Source organism: Streptomyces sp. NPDC001315 (assembly GCF_042896175.1).
Lineage (GTDB): Bacteria > Actinomycetota > Actinomycetes > Streptomycetales > Streptomycetaceae > Streptomyces.
This window is the reverse complement of record NZ_JBIAWZ010000001.1, coordinates 161,985-179,092: the sequence shown is the minus strand read 5'-3', so window position 1 is coordinate 179,092 and position 17,108 is coordinate 161,985. Positions and strand designations below refer to the sequence as shown.

Below are 17,108 nucleotides of genomic sequence, written 5' to 3'. Positions count from 1 at the left end.
CGCTCAACGAACCCCGCCCGCAAAGGTCACGCATTCGACGGACACACTCCCGTTCCCACCCGACCGGAAACCCATCCCTCTGCCCACCGCGGCACCAGCGCTCACTCATGCTCGCGAAAACGCGCTCCTGCACGGTCAAGCGGCAACAGTTCTGCACCCCGGTGTGCTGCGGTTGCCGTCCGGACGCCTGATCCGCGGCCGGGCCCTGCGCCGCCCCTCGACCCGGCGGCCCCCGCCGCCCCCTCGCACGGCGTCTACCTCCACGGCCGGCGGCCGCCGGAGTCCCCTGGGAGTCCGGCTGGATCCGCTGGCCGGACTTCCGGCTCCCCTCGGACAGCGAGGCGGCCCGCTCGGCGCTCGCGGAGGCGTGGCGGCGGGCGGCGGCCGAGCGGGTGGAGATCGCCTGCGGCGGCGGACACGGGCGCACCGGGACGGCGCTGGCCTGTGTGACGGTGCGGACGGGGTCCCGGCGGACGAGGCGGTGAAGTTCGTCCGCCGGAACTGCGACCGGCACGCGGTCGAGACGCCCTGGCAAAGGCGCTACGTACGGCGGTTCGGGGACCCGGGCCAGGGCTCGGGCCCGGGTGGCTCGGGGGCGGTGGCCGCGGAAGCGTAGCTTCAGGCGGACCGGCAGCGTCACCGCGGCCACCGGGTCCCCGAGGTGCAGGTCCTAACCGAGGACCTCCGCGAGGAGCGTGGCCGTCGCCACCACCAGGTCGTGGTCGGCGGCGGCGTCACGGTCCGGCTTCGTCGTCAGGACCGCCAGGACCAGCGGGGTGCCGTCGTCCGTCCAGGCCACGCCCACGTCGTGGTTCGTGCCGTACACGCCGCCCGCGCCCGTCTTGTCGGCGATCGTCCATGTCTTCGGCAGCGCGAAGCGGAAACGGTTGACGCTGGTCGTGTTACGCAGCAGCCAGTCCGTCAGGATCTCGCGGTCCGGGCGGGACAGGGCGCCGCCGAGGACGAGACGGCCGTACGTGCGCCCGATCGCGTACGGGCTCGTCGTGTCCGTACGCCGCCACGGTTCGGCCGAGTTCAGCTCCGTCTCCCAGCGGTCGAGGCGGGTCACCTGGTCGCCGAGCGAGCGGGCGAGGCGGGTGATCGCGGTGGGGCCGCCCAGCGCGCGCAGGAGGAAGTTGCCTGCCGAGTTGTCGCTGTAGCGGATGGCCGCGTCGCAGAGTTCGGCGATCGTCATGCCCTCGGCCAGGTGCTCGTCCGTCCCGGTGATGGGTGCGCCGTCGACCAGGTCGTCGCGCGTGTAGTGGACACGGCGGGCCAGGACCTCGCCGTCCCGGTCCAGATCGCGCAGGACGGCCGCCGCGGCCAGGGTCTTGAAGACCGAGCAGATGGGAAAGCGTTCGTCGGCTCGGTGGGCCACGGTCTGCTTCGTACGGACGTTGTGCGCGAACACGCCGAGGCGGGCGCCGTGTTGCCGCTCCAATTCACAGAGGCGGGCGGTGACTTGCTTGTCGGCGGCGTGTGCGGGTGCGCTCGTGAGGAGCGCGGCGGCGGTGACGGTGCCTGCCGTGATCAGGGTGCGTCGGCCTAAGATCTTGTTCTCCTTCGCTCGACGCCGGGTCGTTGATCTCTGATCGTCTCTCCAGTGATCGACGCCTGATGTCATTCCTTGGTTGCGAGGCCGTAGACCATCGGTGGACGGCGGGGCGTGGGCGCGGGCGCCACAGTGAGGACATGGAGAAGACGAAGGGGACCAATCACCGCTCACAACTTCAGCGACATGATGAGCCGGTGCTCGCCGGGTCCGAAGTAGTCCTTGCGCGCGAACTCTTCGGAATCTTCGGACGAGAACCCCAAAGACCGATACAGCGTGATGGCCGCGGTGTTCGTCGGTTCTACGGCCAGGCGGGCCTCGTGGACGCCGGCCTCGCGCAGCCGCCTCAGTGCTTCGTGCATCAGCTTCTTGCCCAGCCCGCAGCCGCGTCGGTCCGGGGCGATGGCCAGGCTCAGGCACCAACTCACGGACCGATCCGAGCTGGTGGCGAATAGGACGTAGCCTTGCAGGCTCTCCCCCTCGGGCAGAACCAGCAGCTGGTCGTGGTGTGCATCGAAGTGCTGACGCAGGACGAAGTAGGGGTACGGGCTGGACTCGAAGACCTCGTTGTCGAGACGGTGGAGCTCCAGCAGATCCTTCTCGCAGGTTGAGCGGACGTCCGGGTCGGGGTCGTGATCAGACATTCGACCAGAATTGCCCGCTTGGGTACGGGAGTTCAAGTAATCGCACTTTCCGATCTTGGTACCGTGAGGCATGCATCTGGGATCACCCGGGAACCTGTCGCAACTGAACGCGGAAGCCCCCTGGGACGCTTTCGACCCACTGGCTTACGTCGATCACAACTACAAGAGCGTGATCCAGGAGGACCGGGAGATCATTTCGATCGTCCGCGCCCACTTCGGTGATCATTTCCGTGTCAACTCGGATCGCTCGGTCCGGGGGATCGACGTCGGGGCCGGAGCCAACCTTTATCCGGCCTTTTCCATGTTGCCGTGGTGTGACGAGATCACCCTGCTCGACCGCGCGGGGCCGAATGTCGACTACCTGGAGGGACAGCAGCTCGGATACGACAGGGCCTGGGACGCGTTCTGGGACCTTTTCTGCAAGGACGAGGCCTATGCCGCGCTTGCCGGCGACCCGAGGGACAGGTTCACCGAGGTCACACGGGTCGAGAAAGCAGATCTCTTCGCGCTCAGCGGCCGGCGGGACCACTGGTCGCTCGGGACCATGTTCTTCGTCGCGGAATCCCTGTCGACCAGCCACGAGGAGTTCCGGCAGGCCGTCGAGTGTTTTCTGCGGGCGCTCACGCCAGGTGCGCCGTTCGCCGCCGCGTTCATGGAGCACTCCGAGGGGTACTTCGTCGGGGACACGCACTTCCCCGCATGCGACGTCGGCGAGTCGGAGATACGTTCCGCTATCGAGGTCTATGCCGAAGGCCTCAGGATGTTCACGGTTGGGCAGCCCGACGCGGTGCGGCCCGGCTATATGTCCATGATCGTGGCTTGCGGATTCCGCGCCGGGGGTAACTAGAGATTCTCCGACAGGACACCGGGACTGCATCTGTGAGGGGGCACTCAGTGCAGATCAAGCCACGCCAGCATCTGCTGGACATTTGGCAGGCGATGGCTCGCCACTCCTTCCACGACGGAGAGTGGGTCTGGGGCGAGTGGGGCGGAGAGAGCAGTGTCGCCGACGCGGAACGCCTGCTCTGCCTGCTGTATCCGGCCACGGAGATCCCGGCGTTCCGCCTGGACGACCCGGATACCACGCAGGAGGACGTCTATCAGGTGATGAAGAAGGCCGGCGGGCGGCCGGAGCTTCCGGCCAAGATCGTCGCCGCCGCGGCCGATTTCATGCGCACCCACACCTGTGACGACAAGAGCCCCTCTTTCGCCGGGGGTCACTATTTCGGCTCCAAGGGCGAGGCCACGGAGGTCACAGACAGGCAGCGTGCACTCGGCGTGGTCGACTCCTACTCCATGTCGGTCACCCTTTGTCTGGCCACGCTCGGCTTCCTCAAGGTTTACGAAACCAGAACCCGGCGCGCCGACGTCCGCGAGACGATCGCTGAACTGCGCGCCGCCACCAGTGGCAGGCTCACCGCCGCGATGGTGAGCCTGCTGCGCTCCTTCACCGTCGACGTCTTCGAGGCAGACTCCGACCAGGGCCGTACCCTCATCGGCCTCCTGGGCCAGGACAGGCCGTCGCAGCGGCAGGTCCTGGAGAGGTTCCAGCGTCACTTCCGGACGCTTCGCGCTGCGATCGTCGACGATCTAGTCCTCAGTGCCAACGTCGAGGAACGGCTTAGGGACGAGAACCAGTTCTTTGAATGCGGTTGGGCCTGGAGCATCGTCAGGGACACTCCCGAGGTCGGGACCGACGAACTCATCGGTTCGCAGCCCGCGGGCGTCGCTGATTCTGTGCCGCACCTGTATTTCACCGTCGTCGCCCTCGATGGCATCCAGGACCTGTTCTCCGAGCGCACCCTCACCCTCGGCCTGCTCTCCGCCGAACAGCAGAAGCTTGCCGAGGCGCTAAGACTGCGCTGGGTGCTCACCCAGCAGTTCTGGTCGGGCATCGCCCGGTTCGGCGCCGACCGCTGGCCACTGGAGGACATCCCCTGGCGTACGACGGGACAGCGGCTCGAATCCGAGTACTTGTCGCTCTCCGTCGCTGCCATCCTCGTCCACGACCTGATGCGCCGCCGTGCCACCGACGACGACCTGACCCGCACCGTCAGCGTCATGGAGCGGCTCGCCGAACGCGGCCGCATCACCAGCCGGATGACCATTGACGACCCCATGATCCGGCTGCACGACCCCGGTGTCACCCTGCCGTTGCAGGGCAGCGACCAACTCGGCCCGCCCTTGCAATGGTCCATGAGCGACTTCTCGGCGCAGCTGCTGAAGCGGACCATCCAGTTATGCACGCTGTCGCGCAACCTCGCCTCGCACGAGCGGCTGCTCGGACTCGCCGAGGACATCTTCGACCACATGTGGAAACGCCGCATCCGTGACGGCGAGGGCGCCGGTCTGTGGGACAACATCCACGCCGTCTATCCCGAGGCGGAGATCCGCAAGCGGCGCGTGCCGGTGTCGTGGAGCATCACCGAGCGGGTCACCGAGGTGATGGTCCAGGCCCACGAGATGTACCGGCAACCGCCGATCCGTAGTCCCGAACTCACCGAGCTGGCCAGGGCGTTGATCAGTGAGTCCGCCCACCTCCTGGGCAACGAACAGATGGAACCCGCGCCCACGGACGCCGGTCGGCAAGGGATGCAGCTCAGGAACATCGAGGTCAAGTTGCGCCGTGCCCGCGGCCTCGTGGACGAACAGCCGGGTACGGCCTACGCGTTGGCGCTCGACGTGCTGGGACAACTCGACTCGCTCGCCCGGGCCCGCGAAGCCGCGTACCGGGGAGTGTGACACCGTGCTGATCTTCGCCGCCTCCGACAAGGGAGGCACCGGCCGCTCCGTCACCAGCGCTAACCTCGCCTACCACCGCGCGCTGGCCGGGGACGACGTCTGCTATCTGGATTTCGACTTCGGGTCGCCCACTGCAGCGGCTGTCTTCGACGTGGCCGACGCCAGGCAGGCCACCGAGGACCGCGGACTGCACGCCTATCTGATAGGCGAGATCAGCGAACCGGCCCGGATCGACGTCTGGGCCGACACCGAGCACCAGGTGTTGCGCTTCCCGCCGCCCGGCTGCGGCCGCCTGATCCTGATGCCAGGCGACCCCAGCGGCGGCGAGTTCCCCACCAGCGCCGACAACCTGCGTCGGTGTGTGGACCTGCTGACGACGCTCTACTACGAGTTCGACTTGGTCATCGTCGACCTCAGCGCCGGCCGCTCTTACGCCGTCGACATGGTCCTGGAGGCCACCGCACAGCCCGAGATGAGCGAAGTCACGGCCCGCTGGCTGGTCTTCCACCGCTGGACCCGCCAGCACGTGGCTGCCGCGGCCAACCTGGTCTTCGGCAAGCGCGGCATCGTCCCCGGCGGCGTCGACCGCGGCCACGACGAGGAGGCGCTGCGCGGCGCCATACGCTTCGTGCGGGCAGGCGTACCCGATCCCGAGTCGCCCCTGTGGTCGCAGGTCTCGCCCACCCAGTCGGCGTGGATGCGTAAGACCGACGGCGACCTCAAGCAACTCGCCTCCGCCCACGGCATCGGCTACAGCCAGGTCCTCGGCTCGGTGCCGCTCGAACCGGTCCTGCAGTGGCGGGAGCAGCTCATTACCGACGAGGACGTGCTCGATAGCCAGATCGCCAACGAGGCTACCTGGACGGCACTGAGCCAGCTCGCCGGACGCCTGACCGACGACAAGTACTGGGAGCAGGCGTGACCGAAGCCGTGTTCCAGGAGACCACTGCGGAGCTGCGCACCCAGTCCGTGCCGCTGGCCCACCTCTCCTTGGAGCTGGGCCACCTCTACATGGAGGACTTCGAGGCGGGCCCCAAGCGGCTGGGCGAGCACTTTGCCGAGGTGCGGATCTGGGTGGACGCGGTGCGCGCCTCTGCCGCCCGCCGCAGCAAGAGGCTGCGCATCAGCACCTGCTTCCTGATCGACGACTACTTCACCCGCTTTTCCACCCCGGCCGAACTCGTACCGCTGGTGCTGGAGGAGGCCGAGAAGGCCGGCCTTGTCATCGACTACCTGGCCCGTGAGTCGGGCTGCGCGGTCGCCGACCGGATCGAGCTCGCCGAGTCCGTGATGCACCGCCTCGTCGAGTCGCCGCCACCGGGCAGCTACGGTTCCCGCCCGCCCGTCAGCCAGACGGGCTGGCTCGCCAACGGCCAGCGCACGCCCACGACGGCACGCAGCGCCCTGGGCGAGGTCAAGGGCTGGGAGCCGCCCCAGGAGACCGCGGCCCGTAACCACTCGGTCTTCATGGACGTAGAGCTGTGGTCCGAGAAGGACGGACGGCGGCTGTGGTCCTGCCCGTTCCTGGCCGCAGTGTGGCAACTGGCCCGGCTGGGGCTGCTACGGCACCAGGGGGACCCCGTGCTGGTGCCGAGGGACTGGGAGGGCGGGGACTTCCCGCACGACTGGGACCGGCTGCCGCCGCTGATCAGGCTCAGCGACACGAAGGCGGCCTTCAGCGCGTACCGCACCTGCACCCTCATGCCGAACCGCTTCCTTGCCGTCGAGGACGCCGTACGGCTGATCCTCGACCAGATCGACGTCGATGCGGGGGCGCTCCAGCAGGTCTCCGAGCGGTCTGCCGCCGAGAGGATGCCGGTGCCGACGGCGGTCGCGCAGCGCGCCACTTATGTCTTCTACGAGGAGCCCTGAGATGACGACGGTCTCCGGACAACCGGCGCGTGAGGTACTCGTCTGTGGTGAGGTGCGCACCTGTCTGCTGCCGTCCCTTCAGGCGCTGGACGGCCGGGCTGCCGCCCAGCTGCTCAGGCTGCGCGCCGACGAACACGTCCGGGTCTCCGAACGGCCCACCATGTACGCCCTTTCCCCCGAGGTGCTGACCGGGGTGGACTGCCGACTGCCCACGTCCAACGGTGCGAAGGTCCGAGCTGTCGGTACGGTGGTCGCCCGGGCGGCGCTGACGGAAGGGCGCCTATTGCAGTCGACCGCGTACTTCGGCCTCCCGGCCGTCGGCCCCGTTGTGCGGCGCCCCTGGGGTCAGTACCTCGTACGGCCGGGCATGGTTGAGCCCTTCGGTAAGCTGCCCGAACAGGCGGCTGTAGAGGGCGTGTTGTGCGGTCCCGGGAGGGGCGAGCTCGATATCGGGGCGGTCGCCGAGGGCCTGCTGGCCCAACTCCGCCGCCACGCCCTACTGGACCGCAGGGTGCCTTTCAAATCCAGCCCCACACGGCTGCGTTGGGTCGCGCGACGGGAGTCCGAGGGTGAGCGGGCATCCCTGACGAACTTCACGGTGGCCGAGGGCGGACTGCGGACCATGGAGCTAGGGCTACCGGAGGACGTTCCGGCTGCCGTCGCGGCGGGACTATGTGAAGATCTTGCCTTGCATGACTGGCTCCTGACGGCTGTTCAGCACATGTTGGACAACGGCCGGATCGGTGCGGCGGACGGACTTTCCGCGGTCGAGGCGCTGCGTCCGGTCGTGGTTCATCTACTGCATCTGTGGATGCCGCGAGCACACGTGGACCCCGTGCTGGGGCACATGTGGGACGTGCTGGAAGAGAAACCGGGATTCTCCCGGCAGTGGGAGAACCTGAGCCGGCGCATCAGAGATCGACTGGCGCTTCAGGCAGTTCCGTTGTTGTACGAGGCGCTCTCCCCGCGCTGACTCGGCAACCCCAACGATTCCGGCGGAAGAGGCAGGCATGGACGGAGAACCGGGAACCCCCGGTCCGGCAACGGGCGGTCTGCGCATACCCCGGGTCGTTCTGAAGATCTTGATCACGGTGACCGTAGGGACGGGCACCTATGCGATCACCAACCTCATCCCCCTGTCCCAGGAGGAACTGTGGCAACTCGCCCTGGCCGTCATCATCGGCGGTGCGACGCTGATCGTCCAGTACATGGTCGACTTCGAACAGCGGCTGCGCTCGGTCGAGACCGGGCAGTGGGAGAGCAGGCGTGACCTGAGGGAGAGCCTGACCGCCCAGCACCTTGAGGTGACGGAGATCGTGGGTCGGGGCTTCCGGCGGGTCGGCGAGGTGACGGAGCTGTTCAGCAGGCTGGACAACTCGGGGATACCGTCCGGCGAGGTTTCGAGGCTGGTCAGGGGCGCCGTGCAGCTGGGATCACAGGGCCAGGTCGTCATGCAGGAGTTCGTGCGGGCCGAGATCACGCGAGTGGCCTCGATGATGACGGCGCTGACCTCGGGAACCGCAGACCTGGAAGGGGAGAACAACGACCTGCTCATCGCTCTCACACCGTGCGCCCGCCGGAGCATTCACGCCACCAGCAGCTTCGTCGACCTGGCCTTCTGGAAAACCGCAACCGCGAAGCAGTACCTGGACGTGCAGCGCGAGGCGATTCGGCGTGGCGTGAAGGTCAGGCGCCTGTTCATCGTGCAGCTCCCGGAGGAACTGGACGACCTTGACGAAATCCTTGAGGAACAAAGGAACGCGGGCATCGAGACCGGGGTCCTGGTCCTGTCCCAGCTGCCGCCCCACATCAGGGTGGGCGAGACGTTGGACGTCGTCATCCTGGACGGGCAGCTGTACTTCGAGATCAAAACGGATGTGCAGCAGCTCAACCCCAATGCCAAACTCGATGCCCGTGAGGGGAACGTCAATCGCCGCCAGGCCCGATTCGACAAGCTCTGGGACGCCCGCCTGGAAGGCCCGCCGACACTACACGGACGCTGAAGCGAACCGGGCGAACTCCGCCCAGGCGGCGGTACCGACCATCAGGACGGGCCCGTGCGGGACCTTGCTGTCTCGAACAGGGACAACGCCGGGGACTCCGTCGGCGACCTCGACACAACTGCCGCCCTCGCCGTTGCTGTAGCTGCTCTTGCACCAGCGGGCGTTGGTCAGGACTCGCGCATCGTCTGTAGTCCTCCGCAGCCGATTCGATCAGGGCCAGGGACGCTTCCCGCGAAAACGCGGTAGCCCTGAGGAGATCGTAAGACGCTTGGACTCGCTTCACCACAGCCGGATCGTCCAGCAGATTCCCCGAAAACACCCCCTCTGTATAGAGGGTTGGCGGGGCGTCCTCGAACTCCATGAGCTTCATCATCTTGCCCATGGACGGGTGCGCCCCGGCAGCGAACAGCAGCACCTGCAACAGCTACCTTGCGCTACCGCATCAGCCCCGCGATGTGGTCCAACTGACGCGCCATGACCCCCCTGTCGCCGACCGGGATGCGCAGGGCTGCCTCGTGTAGGACCGCCCAATACACGGGTCGTGTAGCGTCCTTGAGTAGTTGCGTCCGGTCCATGCGTCCCCCTGACCAACTCCTCGATGTACTCGTCAGTGGCGAGCGGGTTGCTCGCCAGAAAGGGCGCTCGCGCGTACTCCGGGGTCTGGAGAAGGCCCGGGATCACCATGGGCGCGTACTCGCAGATCTCCGTCGCCAGCAGTTCAAGCTCCGCCGCATGCGCGAAGTACTCCGTGTACGGCTGCTCCTTGATGAGCTTTCGCCAAAGCCGCTCGAGAATACCGTCGGTTTGCAGGACCTCATCAATCCTCTGTGCCACATCAAGCTGAGGTTTCCGAATAGCTTGTTCGAACTGGCCCAGCAGCTCCTCGGTGTCTCGCCGCTCGCCTGGGACGCCGCGCTGTACGTCGACGTCGCCCGGTGCGGCTTCGGCTGCAGGATGGTCACCGAGGTCGAGGCCTGGACCGCGCTGAAGAGCATTGTTCCGTCGGTGGTGCGGACGTACGTCTCCTGGGGGGAGTACGCCGATCACTACCTGCTGGGGCGGAAGGCGGCAGGGCCGGCTGCGCGGCACCCGGGACACGGCCTTCCCCGCCCCGCAGTCCGCCGCCGACGCGCATCTCTGCGCCCTGCTGGACCCGGCGAACCGAGCCAGCCCCTGGAACCTGGCCCCCTGGGACACCATCAGTCACCCCGACCGCGCACGCTGACTCCGGCCATACGCGACAATGGGCCCCATGAGTCTGTTCCGCGACGACGGCATCGTGCTGCGCACCCAGAAGCTGGGTGAGGCGGACCGGATCATCACGCTGCTCACCCGCGGTCACGGCCGGGTACGGGCGGTGGCCCGTGGAGTGCGGCGGACGAAGTCGAAGTTCGGGGCCCGACTCGAACCCTTCTCCCACGTGGACGTGCAGTTCTTCGCGCGGGGGAGCGAACTGGTCGGGCGGGGACTGCCGCTGTGCACACAGAGCGAGACCATCGCCCCGTACGGTGGCGGGATCGTCACCGACTACGCCCGGTACACCGCCGGGACCGCGATGCTGGAGACCGCCGAGCGGTTCACCGACCACGAGGGCGAACCCGCTGTCCAGCAGTACATGCTGCTCGTCGGCGCCCTGCGCACCCTCGCCCGCGGCGAGCACGCACCGCACCTCGTCCTCGACGCCTTCCTGCTGCGTTCCCTCGCCGTCAACGGCTACGCGCCGAGCTTCGGCGACTGCGCGAAGTGCGGAATGCCCGGGCCGAACCGGTTCTTCTCGGTGGCGTCCGGAGGGTCCCTGTGCGTGGACTGCCGGGTGCCGGGGAGCGTCGTACCCTCGCCGGCGACCCTCGAACTGCTCGGCGCGCTGCTTACGGGAGACTGGGAGACCGCGGACGCCTGCGAGCCGCGGCACGTCCGGGAGGGCAGCGGGCTGGTGTCCGCCTATCTGCACTGGCATCTGGAGCGCGGGCTGCGCTCGCTCCGGTACGTGGAGAAGTAAGCCGTAAGCCGTAAGAGGAGACGAGAAGCACATGGTCGTACGCGGGATCCTGGGACGCCAGCGCCGCGAGTACAGGACGCCGGAACCCCACCCGTCCGGTGCCCGCCCGCCGAAGCTCCCCGGTGAGCTGGTCCCGAAGCATGTGGCGATCGTCATGGACGGGAACGGCCGCTGGGCCAAGGAGCGCGGGCTGCCGCGCACCGAGGGCCACAAGGTCGGCGCCGAGCGCGTGCTGGACGTGCTGCAGGGCGCGGTCGAGATCGGCGTCGGCAGCATCTCCCTGTACGCCTTCTCCACCGAGAACTGGAAGCGCTCGCCCGACGAGGTGCGCTTCCTGATGAACTTCAACCGCGACTTCATCCGCAAGACCCGCGACACCCTCGACGAGCTCGGCATCCGGGTGCGCTGGGTGGGCCGGATGCCCAAGCTGTGGAAGTCGGTGGCCAAGGAACTCCAGGTCGCCCAGGAGCAGACCAAGGACAACGACCGGCTCACGCTGTACTTCTGCATGAACTACGGCGGGCGTGCGGAGATCGCCGACGCCGCGCAGGCCCTCGCCGAGGACGTGAAGGCGGGCCGGCTCGACCCGTCGAAGGTCAACGAGAAGACCCTCGCGAAGTACCTGTACTACCCGGACATGCCGGACGTGGACCTGTTCCTTCGCCCCAGCGGCGAGCAGCGCACCTCCAACTACCTGCTCTGGCAGAGCGCGTACGCCGAGATGGTCTTCCAGGACGTGCTGTGGCCCGACTTCGACCGCCGTGACCTGTGGCGGGCCTGCATCGAGTTCGCGTCGCGCGACCGCCGCTTCGGCGGGGCGATCCCGAACGAGGAACTGCTGGCGATGGAGGGCGACCCGGCCGCCGAGTAGGGTCCGGGGCGGTCACCTCGTGGCCACCGGAGGTTCACGAAGATCGCCGACGATGCTGCCGCCCGGTGTCGAAGGGCAGCACGTTCTACGACCTGGACGAGTTGGAGAGGTGCTTCGGGCGGGCGTAGGGATCAGCAGGCCCCGCCGGCACAGTCCGCGCACGTGCCGAAGATCTCCACCGTGTGGGCCACGTTGACGTAGCCGTGCTCCGCCGCGATGGCCTCGGCCCACTTCTCCACGGCCGGCCCCTCCACCTCCACCGCCTTGCCGCACACGCGGCAGACCAGGTGGTGGTGATGCTCCCCCGTGGAGCAGCGGCGGTAGACGGACTCGCCGTCGGAGGTGCGCAGGACGTCGACCTCGCCGGCGTCGGCGAGGGACTGGAGCGTGCGGTAGACCGTGGTCAGGCCGACGGAGTCGCCCTTGTGCTTGAGCATGTCGTGCAGGTCCTGCGCGCTGCGGAACTCGTCGACCTCGTCGAGCGCCGCCGCCACGGCGGCACGCTGCCTGGTGGAGCGGCCCTTCACGGGCGGTCCAGCGGTCGTCACGGGTTGCCTCCTCACGTCTGCGCCTGCCGGGCCATTGTGCCAGCCGAGCCTGTCAGCGGTCAGACGCCGACCTTGCCGTCGGCGGCCCGGTTGGCCGGAATCGCACACTCTGCCGGGTCCCCGGCGGGCTGCGCTGCGGCGAGCGCCCGGGCGCGGCGCCGGGCCAGCGGAGCGGCCAGTGCCGTCAGCGCCACGAAGGCCGCGATGGTCAGCAGCACGATCGTCGCGCCGGGCGGCACGTTCTGGTAGTACGAGGTGACCGTACCGCCGATCGTCACGGTCACGCCGATGGCGACGGCGATCGCGAAGGTCGCCGCGAAGCTGCGGGTGAGCTGCTGGGCGGCGGCCACCGGCACCACCATCAGGGCCGAGACCAGCAGCAGGCCGACCACGCGCATCGCGACCGTCACCGTGACCGCCGCCGTGATCGCCGTCAGCAGGTTCAGCGCGCGCACCGGCAGGCCCGTCACCCGTGCGAACTCCTCGTCCTGGCTGACCGCGAAGAGCTGGCGGCGCAGGCCCAGGGTGACCAGGACGACGAAGGCGGCGAGCAGGCAGATCGCCGTCACGTCGGACTCGGACACGGTGGAGAGCGAGCCGAACAGGTACGACGTGAGGTTCGCGTTCGAGCCCGTCGGCGCGAGGTTGATGAACATGACGCCCCCGGCCATACCGCCGTAGAAGAGCATCGCGAGGGCGATGTCGCCGCGCGTCCTGCCGTACCAGCGGATCAGCTCCATCAGGATCGCGCCGAGGACGGAGACGGTCGTCGCCATCCACACGGGGGAGGTGTTCAGCAGGAAGCCGAGGCCGACGCCCGTCATCGCCACGTGGCCGATGCCGTCGCCCATCAGGGCCTGGCGGCGCTGCACGAGGTAGATGCCGACGGCGGGCGCGGTGATGCCGACCAGGACGGCGGCGAGCAGGGCCCGCTGCATGAAGGCGTAGTTCAGGAGGTCCATCAGCTCAGCAGTCCCGTCCGGATCGGTTCGGCGTCGTGAGCCGCGTGCGGGTGTACGTGGTCGTGGCCGGGCAGGGCGTGTTGGCCCACCGCGGCCGGGGGCGGGCCGTCGTGCAGGACGCAGCCGTCACGCAGGACGACAGCGCGGTCGATCAGCGGCTCCAGCGGGCCCAGCTCGTGCAGGACCAGCAGCACGGTCGCGCCCTGGGAGACCTGCTCGCGCAGGGTTGCCGCGAGGATCTCCTGGCTGGCCAGGTCGACGCCCGCCATCGGCTCGTCCATGATCAGCAGCTCGGGTTCGGCGGCGAGCGCGCGGGCGATGAGCACGCGCTGGTGCTGGCCGCCGGAGAGCGCGTCGACCGAGTCCTTCGCCCGGTCCGCCATGCCGACCAGTTCGAGGGCCCGCCGTACGGCCTCGTGGTCGGCCTTGCGGAGCATGCCGAAGCGGGCCCGGGACAGCCGCCCCGAGGCGACGATCTCGGTCACCGTCGCGGGCACCCCGCCCGCTGCCGTGGTGCGCTGCGGTACGTAGCCGACCCGCCGCCAGTCGCGGAAGCGGCCGCGCGGGGTGCCGAACAGCTCGATCGCGCCGGCGCTGACCGGCACCTGGCCGATGACGCTGCGCACGGCCGTCGACTTGCCCGAGCCGTTCGCGCCGAGCAGCGCGACGACCTCCCCCCGGTGCACGGTGAGGTCGATCCCGCGCAGGACGGGGCGCGAACCCAGCTCGGCGCGCACGCCGCGCAGCGAAATGACGGGCTCGCTCATGCCTGCGTCCTCCTTGGAGATCACTTGGCGCCCAGGGCGGTCTGCAGCGCCTTGAGGTTCGCTTCCTGGACCGAGAAGTAGTCGGTGCCCCGGGACTTGTCCGTGATGCCCTCGATCGGGTCGAGGACGTCCGTCTTCAGGCCCGCGTCCTCGGCGACCGTCTCGGCGGTCTTGCCGCTGACGAGCGTCTCGTAGAACACGGTCGTGACGCCGTCGGCCTTCGTCATCTTCTCAAGCTCCTTCACGCGGTTCGCGCTCGGCTCCGACTCGGGGTCGAGGCCGTTGATGGCCTCCTCGGTGAGGCCGTAGCGCTCGGCGAGGTAGCCGAAGGCGGCGTGCGTGGTGACGAAGACCTTGGAGTCGGTGTTCGCCAGGCCCTCCTTGAACCGGGTGTCGAGCTCGCCGAGCTCGGCGACCAGGGCCGCGGTGTTCTTCCTGTAGTCGGCCGCGTGGTCCGGGTCCGCCTTCTCGAAGGCCGCCCCGACGCCCTTGGCGACCTCGGCGTACTTCACCGGGTCGAGCCAGATGTGGGGGTCTTTGCCGCCGGACTCCTCGCCCTCGTGGGTGTCGTGCTCGGCCGCGTGGCCGCCGACCTCGTTGCCGTGCTGCTCCAGCGTGGTCAGGGAGGCGGCGTCGATCTTCGTCTTCACCTCGGACTGGCTGACGGCGTCGTCGATGGTGGGCTGGAGGTTCTTGAGGTAGAGCACCGCGTCGGACTCCTCGAGCTGCACCCGCTGCCGGGCGCTGATCTCGAGGTCGTGCGGCTCCTGGCCAGGCTTGGTGAGGCTGGTGACGTGCACATTGCTCCCGCCGATCCGTTCGGCGAGGAAGGCCATCGGGTAGAACGACGCGACGACGTCGAATTTGTCCGTGTTGCCCGCGGCCGCGCTGTCGGTCGAGCAGGCGGAGAGGGCTCCGAGCCCGAGGGCGGTGGCCGCCGCGACCGCGACCCCGGATATGTACTGTCGTCGTACGTTCATGACAGTCATTTTCAACAAATATGGAAACCGTTGTCAACAAGGGCTCGGGTAAGGGCCCGGTGAGCCTCTGACGACCCCCGGAGCCCGGCCCGATTTGATTGAGGGGGAGCCCCCGCCGGTACCCTGAAGCATTCGCTGGAAGCATCTCGCTTCGTCGCCCGTCGTCGTTATGAAGAGAGCACCGTGGCCGCCGACAAGATCGACACCATCGTCAGCCTGAGCAAGCGCCGTGGCTTCGTATTCCCTTGTAGTGAGATCTACGGCGGCCAGCGCGCCGCCTGGGACTACGGACCGCTGGGTGTCGAGCTCAAGGAGAACCTGAAGCGCCAGTGGTGGCGCTATATGGTGACGTCGCGCGAGGACGTGGTCGGTATCGACTCGTCCGTGATCCTGGCCCCCGAGGTCTGGGTCGCCTCCGGCCACGTCGCCACCTTCACGGACCCGCTGACCGAGTGCACCTCGTGCCACAAGCGGTTCCGCGCGGACCACCTGGAAGAGGCCTACGAGGCCAAGCACAAGCGCCTGCCGGAGAACGGCCTGGCGGACGTGAACTGCCCCAACTGTGGCAACAAGGGTCAGTTCACCGAGCCCAAGCAGTTCTCGGGCCTCCTCTCCACCCACCTCGGCCCGACCCAGGACAGCGGCTCCGTCGCCTACCTGCGCCCCGAGACCGCCCAGGGCATCTTCACCAACTTCGCCCAGGTGCAGACCACCTCGCGCCGCAAGCCGCCGTTCGGCATCGCGCAGATGGGCAAGTCCTTCCGCAACGAGATCACGCCCGGCAACTTCATCTTCCGTACCCGCGAGTTCGAGCAGATGGAGATGGAGTTCTTCGTCAAGCCGGGCGAGGACGAGAAGTGGCAGGAGTACTGGATGGAGCAGCGCTGGAACTGGTACACCGGCCTGGGCCTGCGCGAGGAGAACATGCGCTGGTACGAGCACCCGGCGGAGAAGCTCTCCCACTACTCCAAGCGCACCGCCGACATCGAGTACCGCTTCCAGTTCGGCGGCAACGAGTGGGGTGAGCTCGAGGGCGTCGCCAACCGCACGGACTACGACCTGGGCGCCCACTCCAAGGCCTCCGGTCAGGACCTCTCCTACTTCGACCAGGAGGCGGGCGAGCGCTGGACCCCGTACGTCATCGAGCCGGCCGCCGGTGTGGGTCGCGCGATGCTCGCCTTCCTCCTCGACGCCTACATCGAGGACGAGGCCCCGAACGCCAAGGGCAAGCTGGAGAAGCGTACGGTGCTGCGCCTGGACCACCGCCTGGCCCCGGTCAAGGTCGCGGTCCTGCCCCTCTCCCGCAACCCGGAGCTGTCCCCGAAGGCCAAGGGCCTCGCCCAGGCCCTGCGCCAGCACTGGAACATCGACTTCGACGACGCCGGCGCCATCGGCCGCCGCTACCGCCGTCAGGACGAGATCGGCACCCCGTACTGTGTGACGGTCGACTTCGACACGCTGGACGACAACGCGGTGACGGTGCGTGAGCGCGACTCGATGAAGCAGGAGCGCGTGTCGCTGGACCAGATCGAGGGGTACCTGGCGAGCCGCCTGATCGGCTGCTGACGCCTCTCCCACGGTCACTCGGTGCCGGGCCCCTCCACAGGGGTCCGGCACCGCCGTGTCTACGGGTACGGCCGCTTCCCCAACAACCCGCCCAGGACATGCCGGTTGAAGCGGTCCAGGGTGAGCCGGTCCTCGGCCTCGACGGTGAGCAGGATGTCGGCGTCGACCTCGGCGACCACCCGGCCGGTGTTCTTCACCGCGTCCCAGTCGAGGTCGTCCCGTACGAGCTCCGCCCAACCGGCCCACTTCGCACGGCCCTTGGCGAAGACATTGACGCGGAAGTCCGCGTCGCCCGGCCGCCCGACCGTCTTGAAGAGCATGCCGCTGCCACCGCGGGTCTGGTTGATGAAGATCGGCGGGGGCCTCGGGGTCCACCGCGTAGGCCCGGTGCTTCTTGATGAGCTCGGCGATGCGTGCCTTCGTCGGGTCCTCGATGACGTGGCTGCGGCGGAGCTTCGCGGGGTCGTTCGTGGCGCTGGGGGCGAGGTCGGCGGCGGACGGGGGCCAGAAGCGACATTCCAGGGCCGGCGCCTCCGGCCCGTCGTGCCGGGTTCTTGTCATCACGCACGACGGGCCGGGGTTCGGCTCTCTGCGGTCCGCGC

General features: G+C 68.4%; 18 protein-coding genes and 2 pseudogenes. 11 read left to right on the top strand and 9 right to left on the bottom strand.

Features of this window, described 5'->3' with window-relative positions; all coding sequences use genetic code 11:
- The first annotated feature begins 127 nt into the window (after positions 1–127).
- Positions 128–616, top strand: a pseudogene (locus tag ACFY16_RS00845) (protein phosphatase).
- 54 nt (positions 617–670) lie between these two features.
- On the opposite strand, the gene bla reads toward ACFY16_RS00845, so the two are convergent.
- Positions 671–1,441, bottom strand: coding sequence for a class A beta-lactamase (gene bla, locus ACFY16_RS00840; RefSeq protein WP_390644925.1), 771 nt, complete (start codon positions 1,439–1,441; stop codon positions 671–673).
- 281 nt (positions 1,442–1,722) lie between these two features.
- On the bottom strand, positions 1,723–2,196 hold the full coding sequence (locus ACFY16_RS00835) for a GNAT family N-acetyltransferase (protein ID WP_390644924.1): 474 nt from the start codon (positions 2,194–2,196) through the stop codon (positions 1,723–1,725).
- 70 nt (positions 2,197–2,266) lie between these two features.
- Between ACFY16_RS00835 and ACFY16_RS00830 the strand changes: the two genes are divergently transcribed.
- The 6 genes from ACFY16_RS00830 (at position 2,267) to ACFY16_RS00805 (ending at position 8,813) form a co-directional block, all read left to right on the top strand.
- Positions 2,267–3,043 carry an SCO2525 family SAM-dependent methyltransferase gene (locus tag ACFY16_RS00830; protein ID WP_390644923.1) on the top strand — a complete coding sequence of 259 codons (777 nt, stop codon included), beginning with the start codon at positions 2,267–2,269 and terminating at the stop codon, positions 3,041–3,043.
- 47 nt (positions 3,044–3,090) lie between these two features.
- Complete coding sequence (locus ACFY16_RS00825; RefSeq protein ID WP_390644922.1) at positions 3,091–4,938, top strand: SCO2524 family protein; 1,848 nt, start codon at positions 3,091–3,093, stop codon at positions 4,936–4,938.
- Positions 4,939–4,942: 4 nt separating this feature from the next.
- A complete protein-coding gene (locus ACFY16_RS00820; RefSeq protein WP_390644921.1) occupies positions 4,943–5,860 on the top strand; it encodes an SCO2523 family variant P-loop protein in 918 nt (305 codons plus the stop codon).
- Positions 5,857–6,810, top strand: coding sequence for an SCO2522 family protein (locus ACFY16_RS00815; RefSeq protein WP_390644920.1), 954 nt, complete (start codon positions 5,857–5,859; stop codon positions 6,808–6,810). Before ACFY16_RS00820 ends, ACFY16_RS00815 begins: the two co-directional genes overlap by 4 nt.
- 1 nt (position 6,811) lies before the next feature.
- Positions 6,812–7,783, top strand: a complete 972-nt coding sequence (locus tag ACFY16_RS00810; RefSeq protein WP_390644919.1) for an SCO2521 family protein — start codon at positions 6,812–6,814, stop codon at positions 7,781–7,783.
- A 118-nt stretch (positions 7,784–7,901) separates the two neighbouring features.
- A complete protein-coding gene (locus tag ACFY16_RS00805; RefSeq protein WP_390644918.1) occupies positions 7,902–8,813 on the top strand; it encodes a hypothetical protein in 912 nt (303 codons plus the stop codon).
- Here the strand turns inward: ACFY16_RS00805 and ACFY16_RS00800 are convergent.
- Together ACFY16_RS00800 and ACFY16_RS00795 are read right to left on the bottom strand one after the other, a co-directional pair.
- Positions 8,799–8,984: a DUF397 domain-containing protein gene (locus tag ACFY16_RS00800; protein ID WP_390646063.1), complete on the bottom strand. Its 186-nt coding sequence runs from the start codon at positions 8,982–8,984 to the stop codon at positions 8,799–8,801. The two genes, ACFY16_RS00805 and ACFY16_RS00800, sit on opposite strands and share 15 nt — an antisense overlap.
- Position 8,985: 1 nt before the next feature.
- Positions 8,986–9,692, bottom strand: a pseudogene (locus tag ACFY16_RS00795) (DUF5753 domain-containing protein); the annotation flags it as partial.
- On the opposite strand from ACFY16_RS00795, the gene ACFY16_RS00790 reads away from it, so the two are divergent.
- Genes ACFY16_RS00790 through ACFY16_RS00780 form a run of 3 tightly spaced genes read left to right on the top strand, consistent with a single transcriptional unit; the run spans position 9,618 to position 11,683 of the window.
- A complete protein-coding gene (locus ACFY16_RS00790; RefSeq protein ID WP_390646062.1) occupies positions 9,618–10,118 on the top strand; it encodes a DUF1266 domain-containing protein in 501 nt (166 codons plus the stop codon). The pseudogene ACFY16_RS00795 and the gene ACFY16_RS00790 overlap by 75 nt on opposite strands.
- Positions 10,066–10,812 carry a DNA repair protein RecO gene (gene recO / locus ACFY16_RS00785; RefSeq protein WP_351140425.1) on the top strand — a complete coding sequence of 249 codons (747 nt, stop codon included), beginning with the start codon at positions 10,066–10,068 and terminating at the stop codon, positions 10,810–10,812. The genes ACFY16_RS00790 and recO overlap by 53 nt, the downstream gene beginning before the upstream one ends.
- Positions 10,813–10,843: 31 nt before the next feature.
- Positions 10,844–11,683, top strand: coding sequence for an isoprenyl transferase (locus ACFY16_RS00780; RefSeq protein WP_390644917.1), 840 nt, complete (start codon positions 10,844–10,846; stop codon positions 11,681–11,683).
- Between the two features lie 131 nt (positions 11,684–11,814).
- Here ACFY16_RS00780 and ACFY16_RS00775 read toward each other — a convergent pair whose 3' ends face one another.
- The 4 genes from ACFY16_RS00775 to ACFY16_RS00760 are packed head-to-tail and all read right to left on the bottom strand — an operon-like array spanning position 11,815 to position 14,940.
- Positions 11,815–12,231, bottom strand: coding sequence for a Fur family transcriptional regulator (locus tag ACFY16_RS00775; protein ID WP_390644916.1), 417 nt, complete (start codon positions 12,229–12,231; stop codon positions 11,815–11,817).
- A gap of 59 nt (positions 12,232–12,290) precedes the next feature.
- On the bottom strand, positions 12,291–13,193 hold the full coding sequence (locus ACFY16_RS00770) for a metal ABC transporter permease (protein ID WP_390644915.1): 903 nt from the start codon (positions 13,191–13,193) through the stop codon (positions 12,291–12,293).
- Positions 13,193–13,960 (bottom strand): metal ABC transporter ATP-binding protein, encoded by a 768-nt coding sequence (locus ACFY16_RS00765; RefSeq protein WP_390644914.1) that lies wholly within the window; start codon positions 13,958–13,960, stop codon positions 13,193–13,195. The genes ACFY16_RS00770 and ACFY16_RS00765 overlap by 1 nt, the downstream gene beginning before the upstream one ends.
- Before the next feature lie 20 nt (positions 13,961–13,980).
- The gene (locus ACFY16_RS00760) at positions 13,981–14,940 is read right to left on the bottom strand and encodes a metal ABC transporter substrate-binding protein (RefSeq protein WP_390644913.1); all 960 of its coding nucleotides are present in this window, start codon (positions 14,938–14,940) and stop codon (positions 13,981–13,983) included.
- Positions 14,941–15,123: 183 nt separating this feature from the next.
- Between ACFY16_RS00760 and ACFY16_RS00755 the strand changes: the two genes are divergently transcribed.
- On the top strand, positions 15,124–16,506 hold the full coding sequence (locus tag ACFY16_RS00755) for a glycine--tRNA ligase (protein ID WP_390644912.1): 1,383 nt from the start codon (positions 15,124–15,126) through the stop codon (positions 16,504–16,506).
- Between the two features lie 59 nt (positions 16,507–16,565).
- Here the strand turns inward: ACFY16_RS00755 and ACFY16_RS00750 are convergent, their stop codons facing one another.
- On the bottom strand, positions 16,566–16,826 hold the full coding sequence (locus ACFY16_RS00750; RefSeq protein ID WP_390644911.1) for a hypothetical protein: 261 nt from the start codon (positions 16,824–16,826) through the stop codon (positions 16,566–16,568).
- Positions 16,827–17,108: the final 282 nt, after the last annotated feature.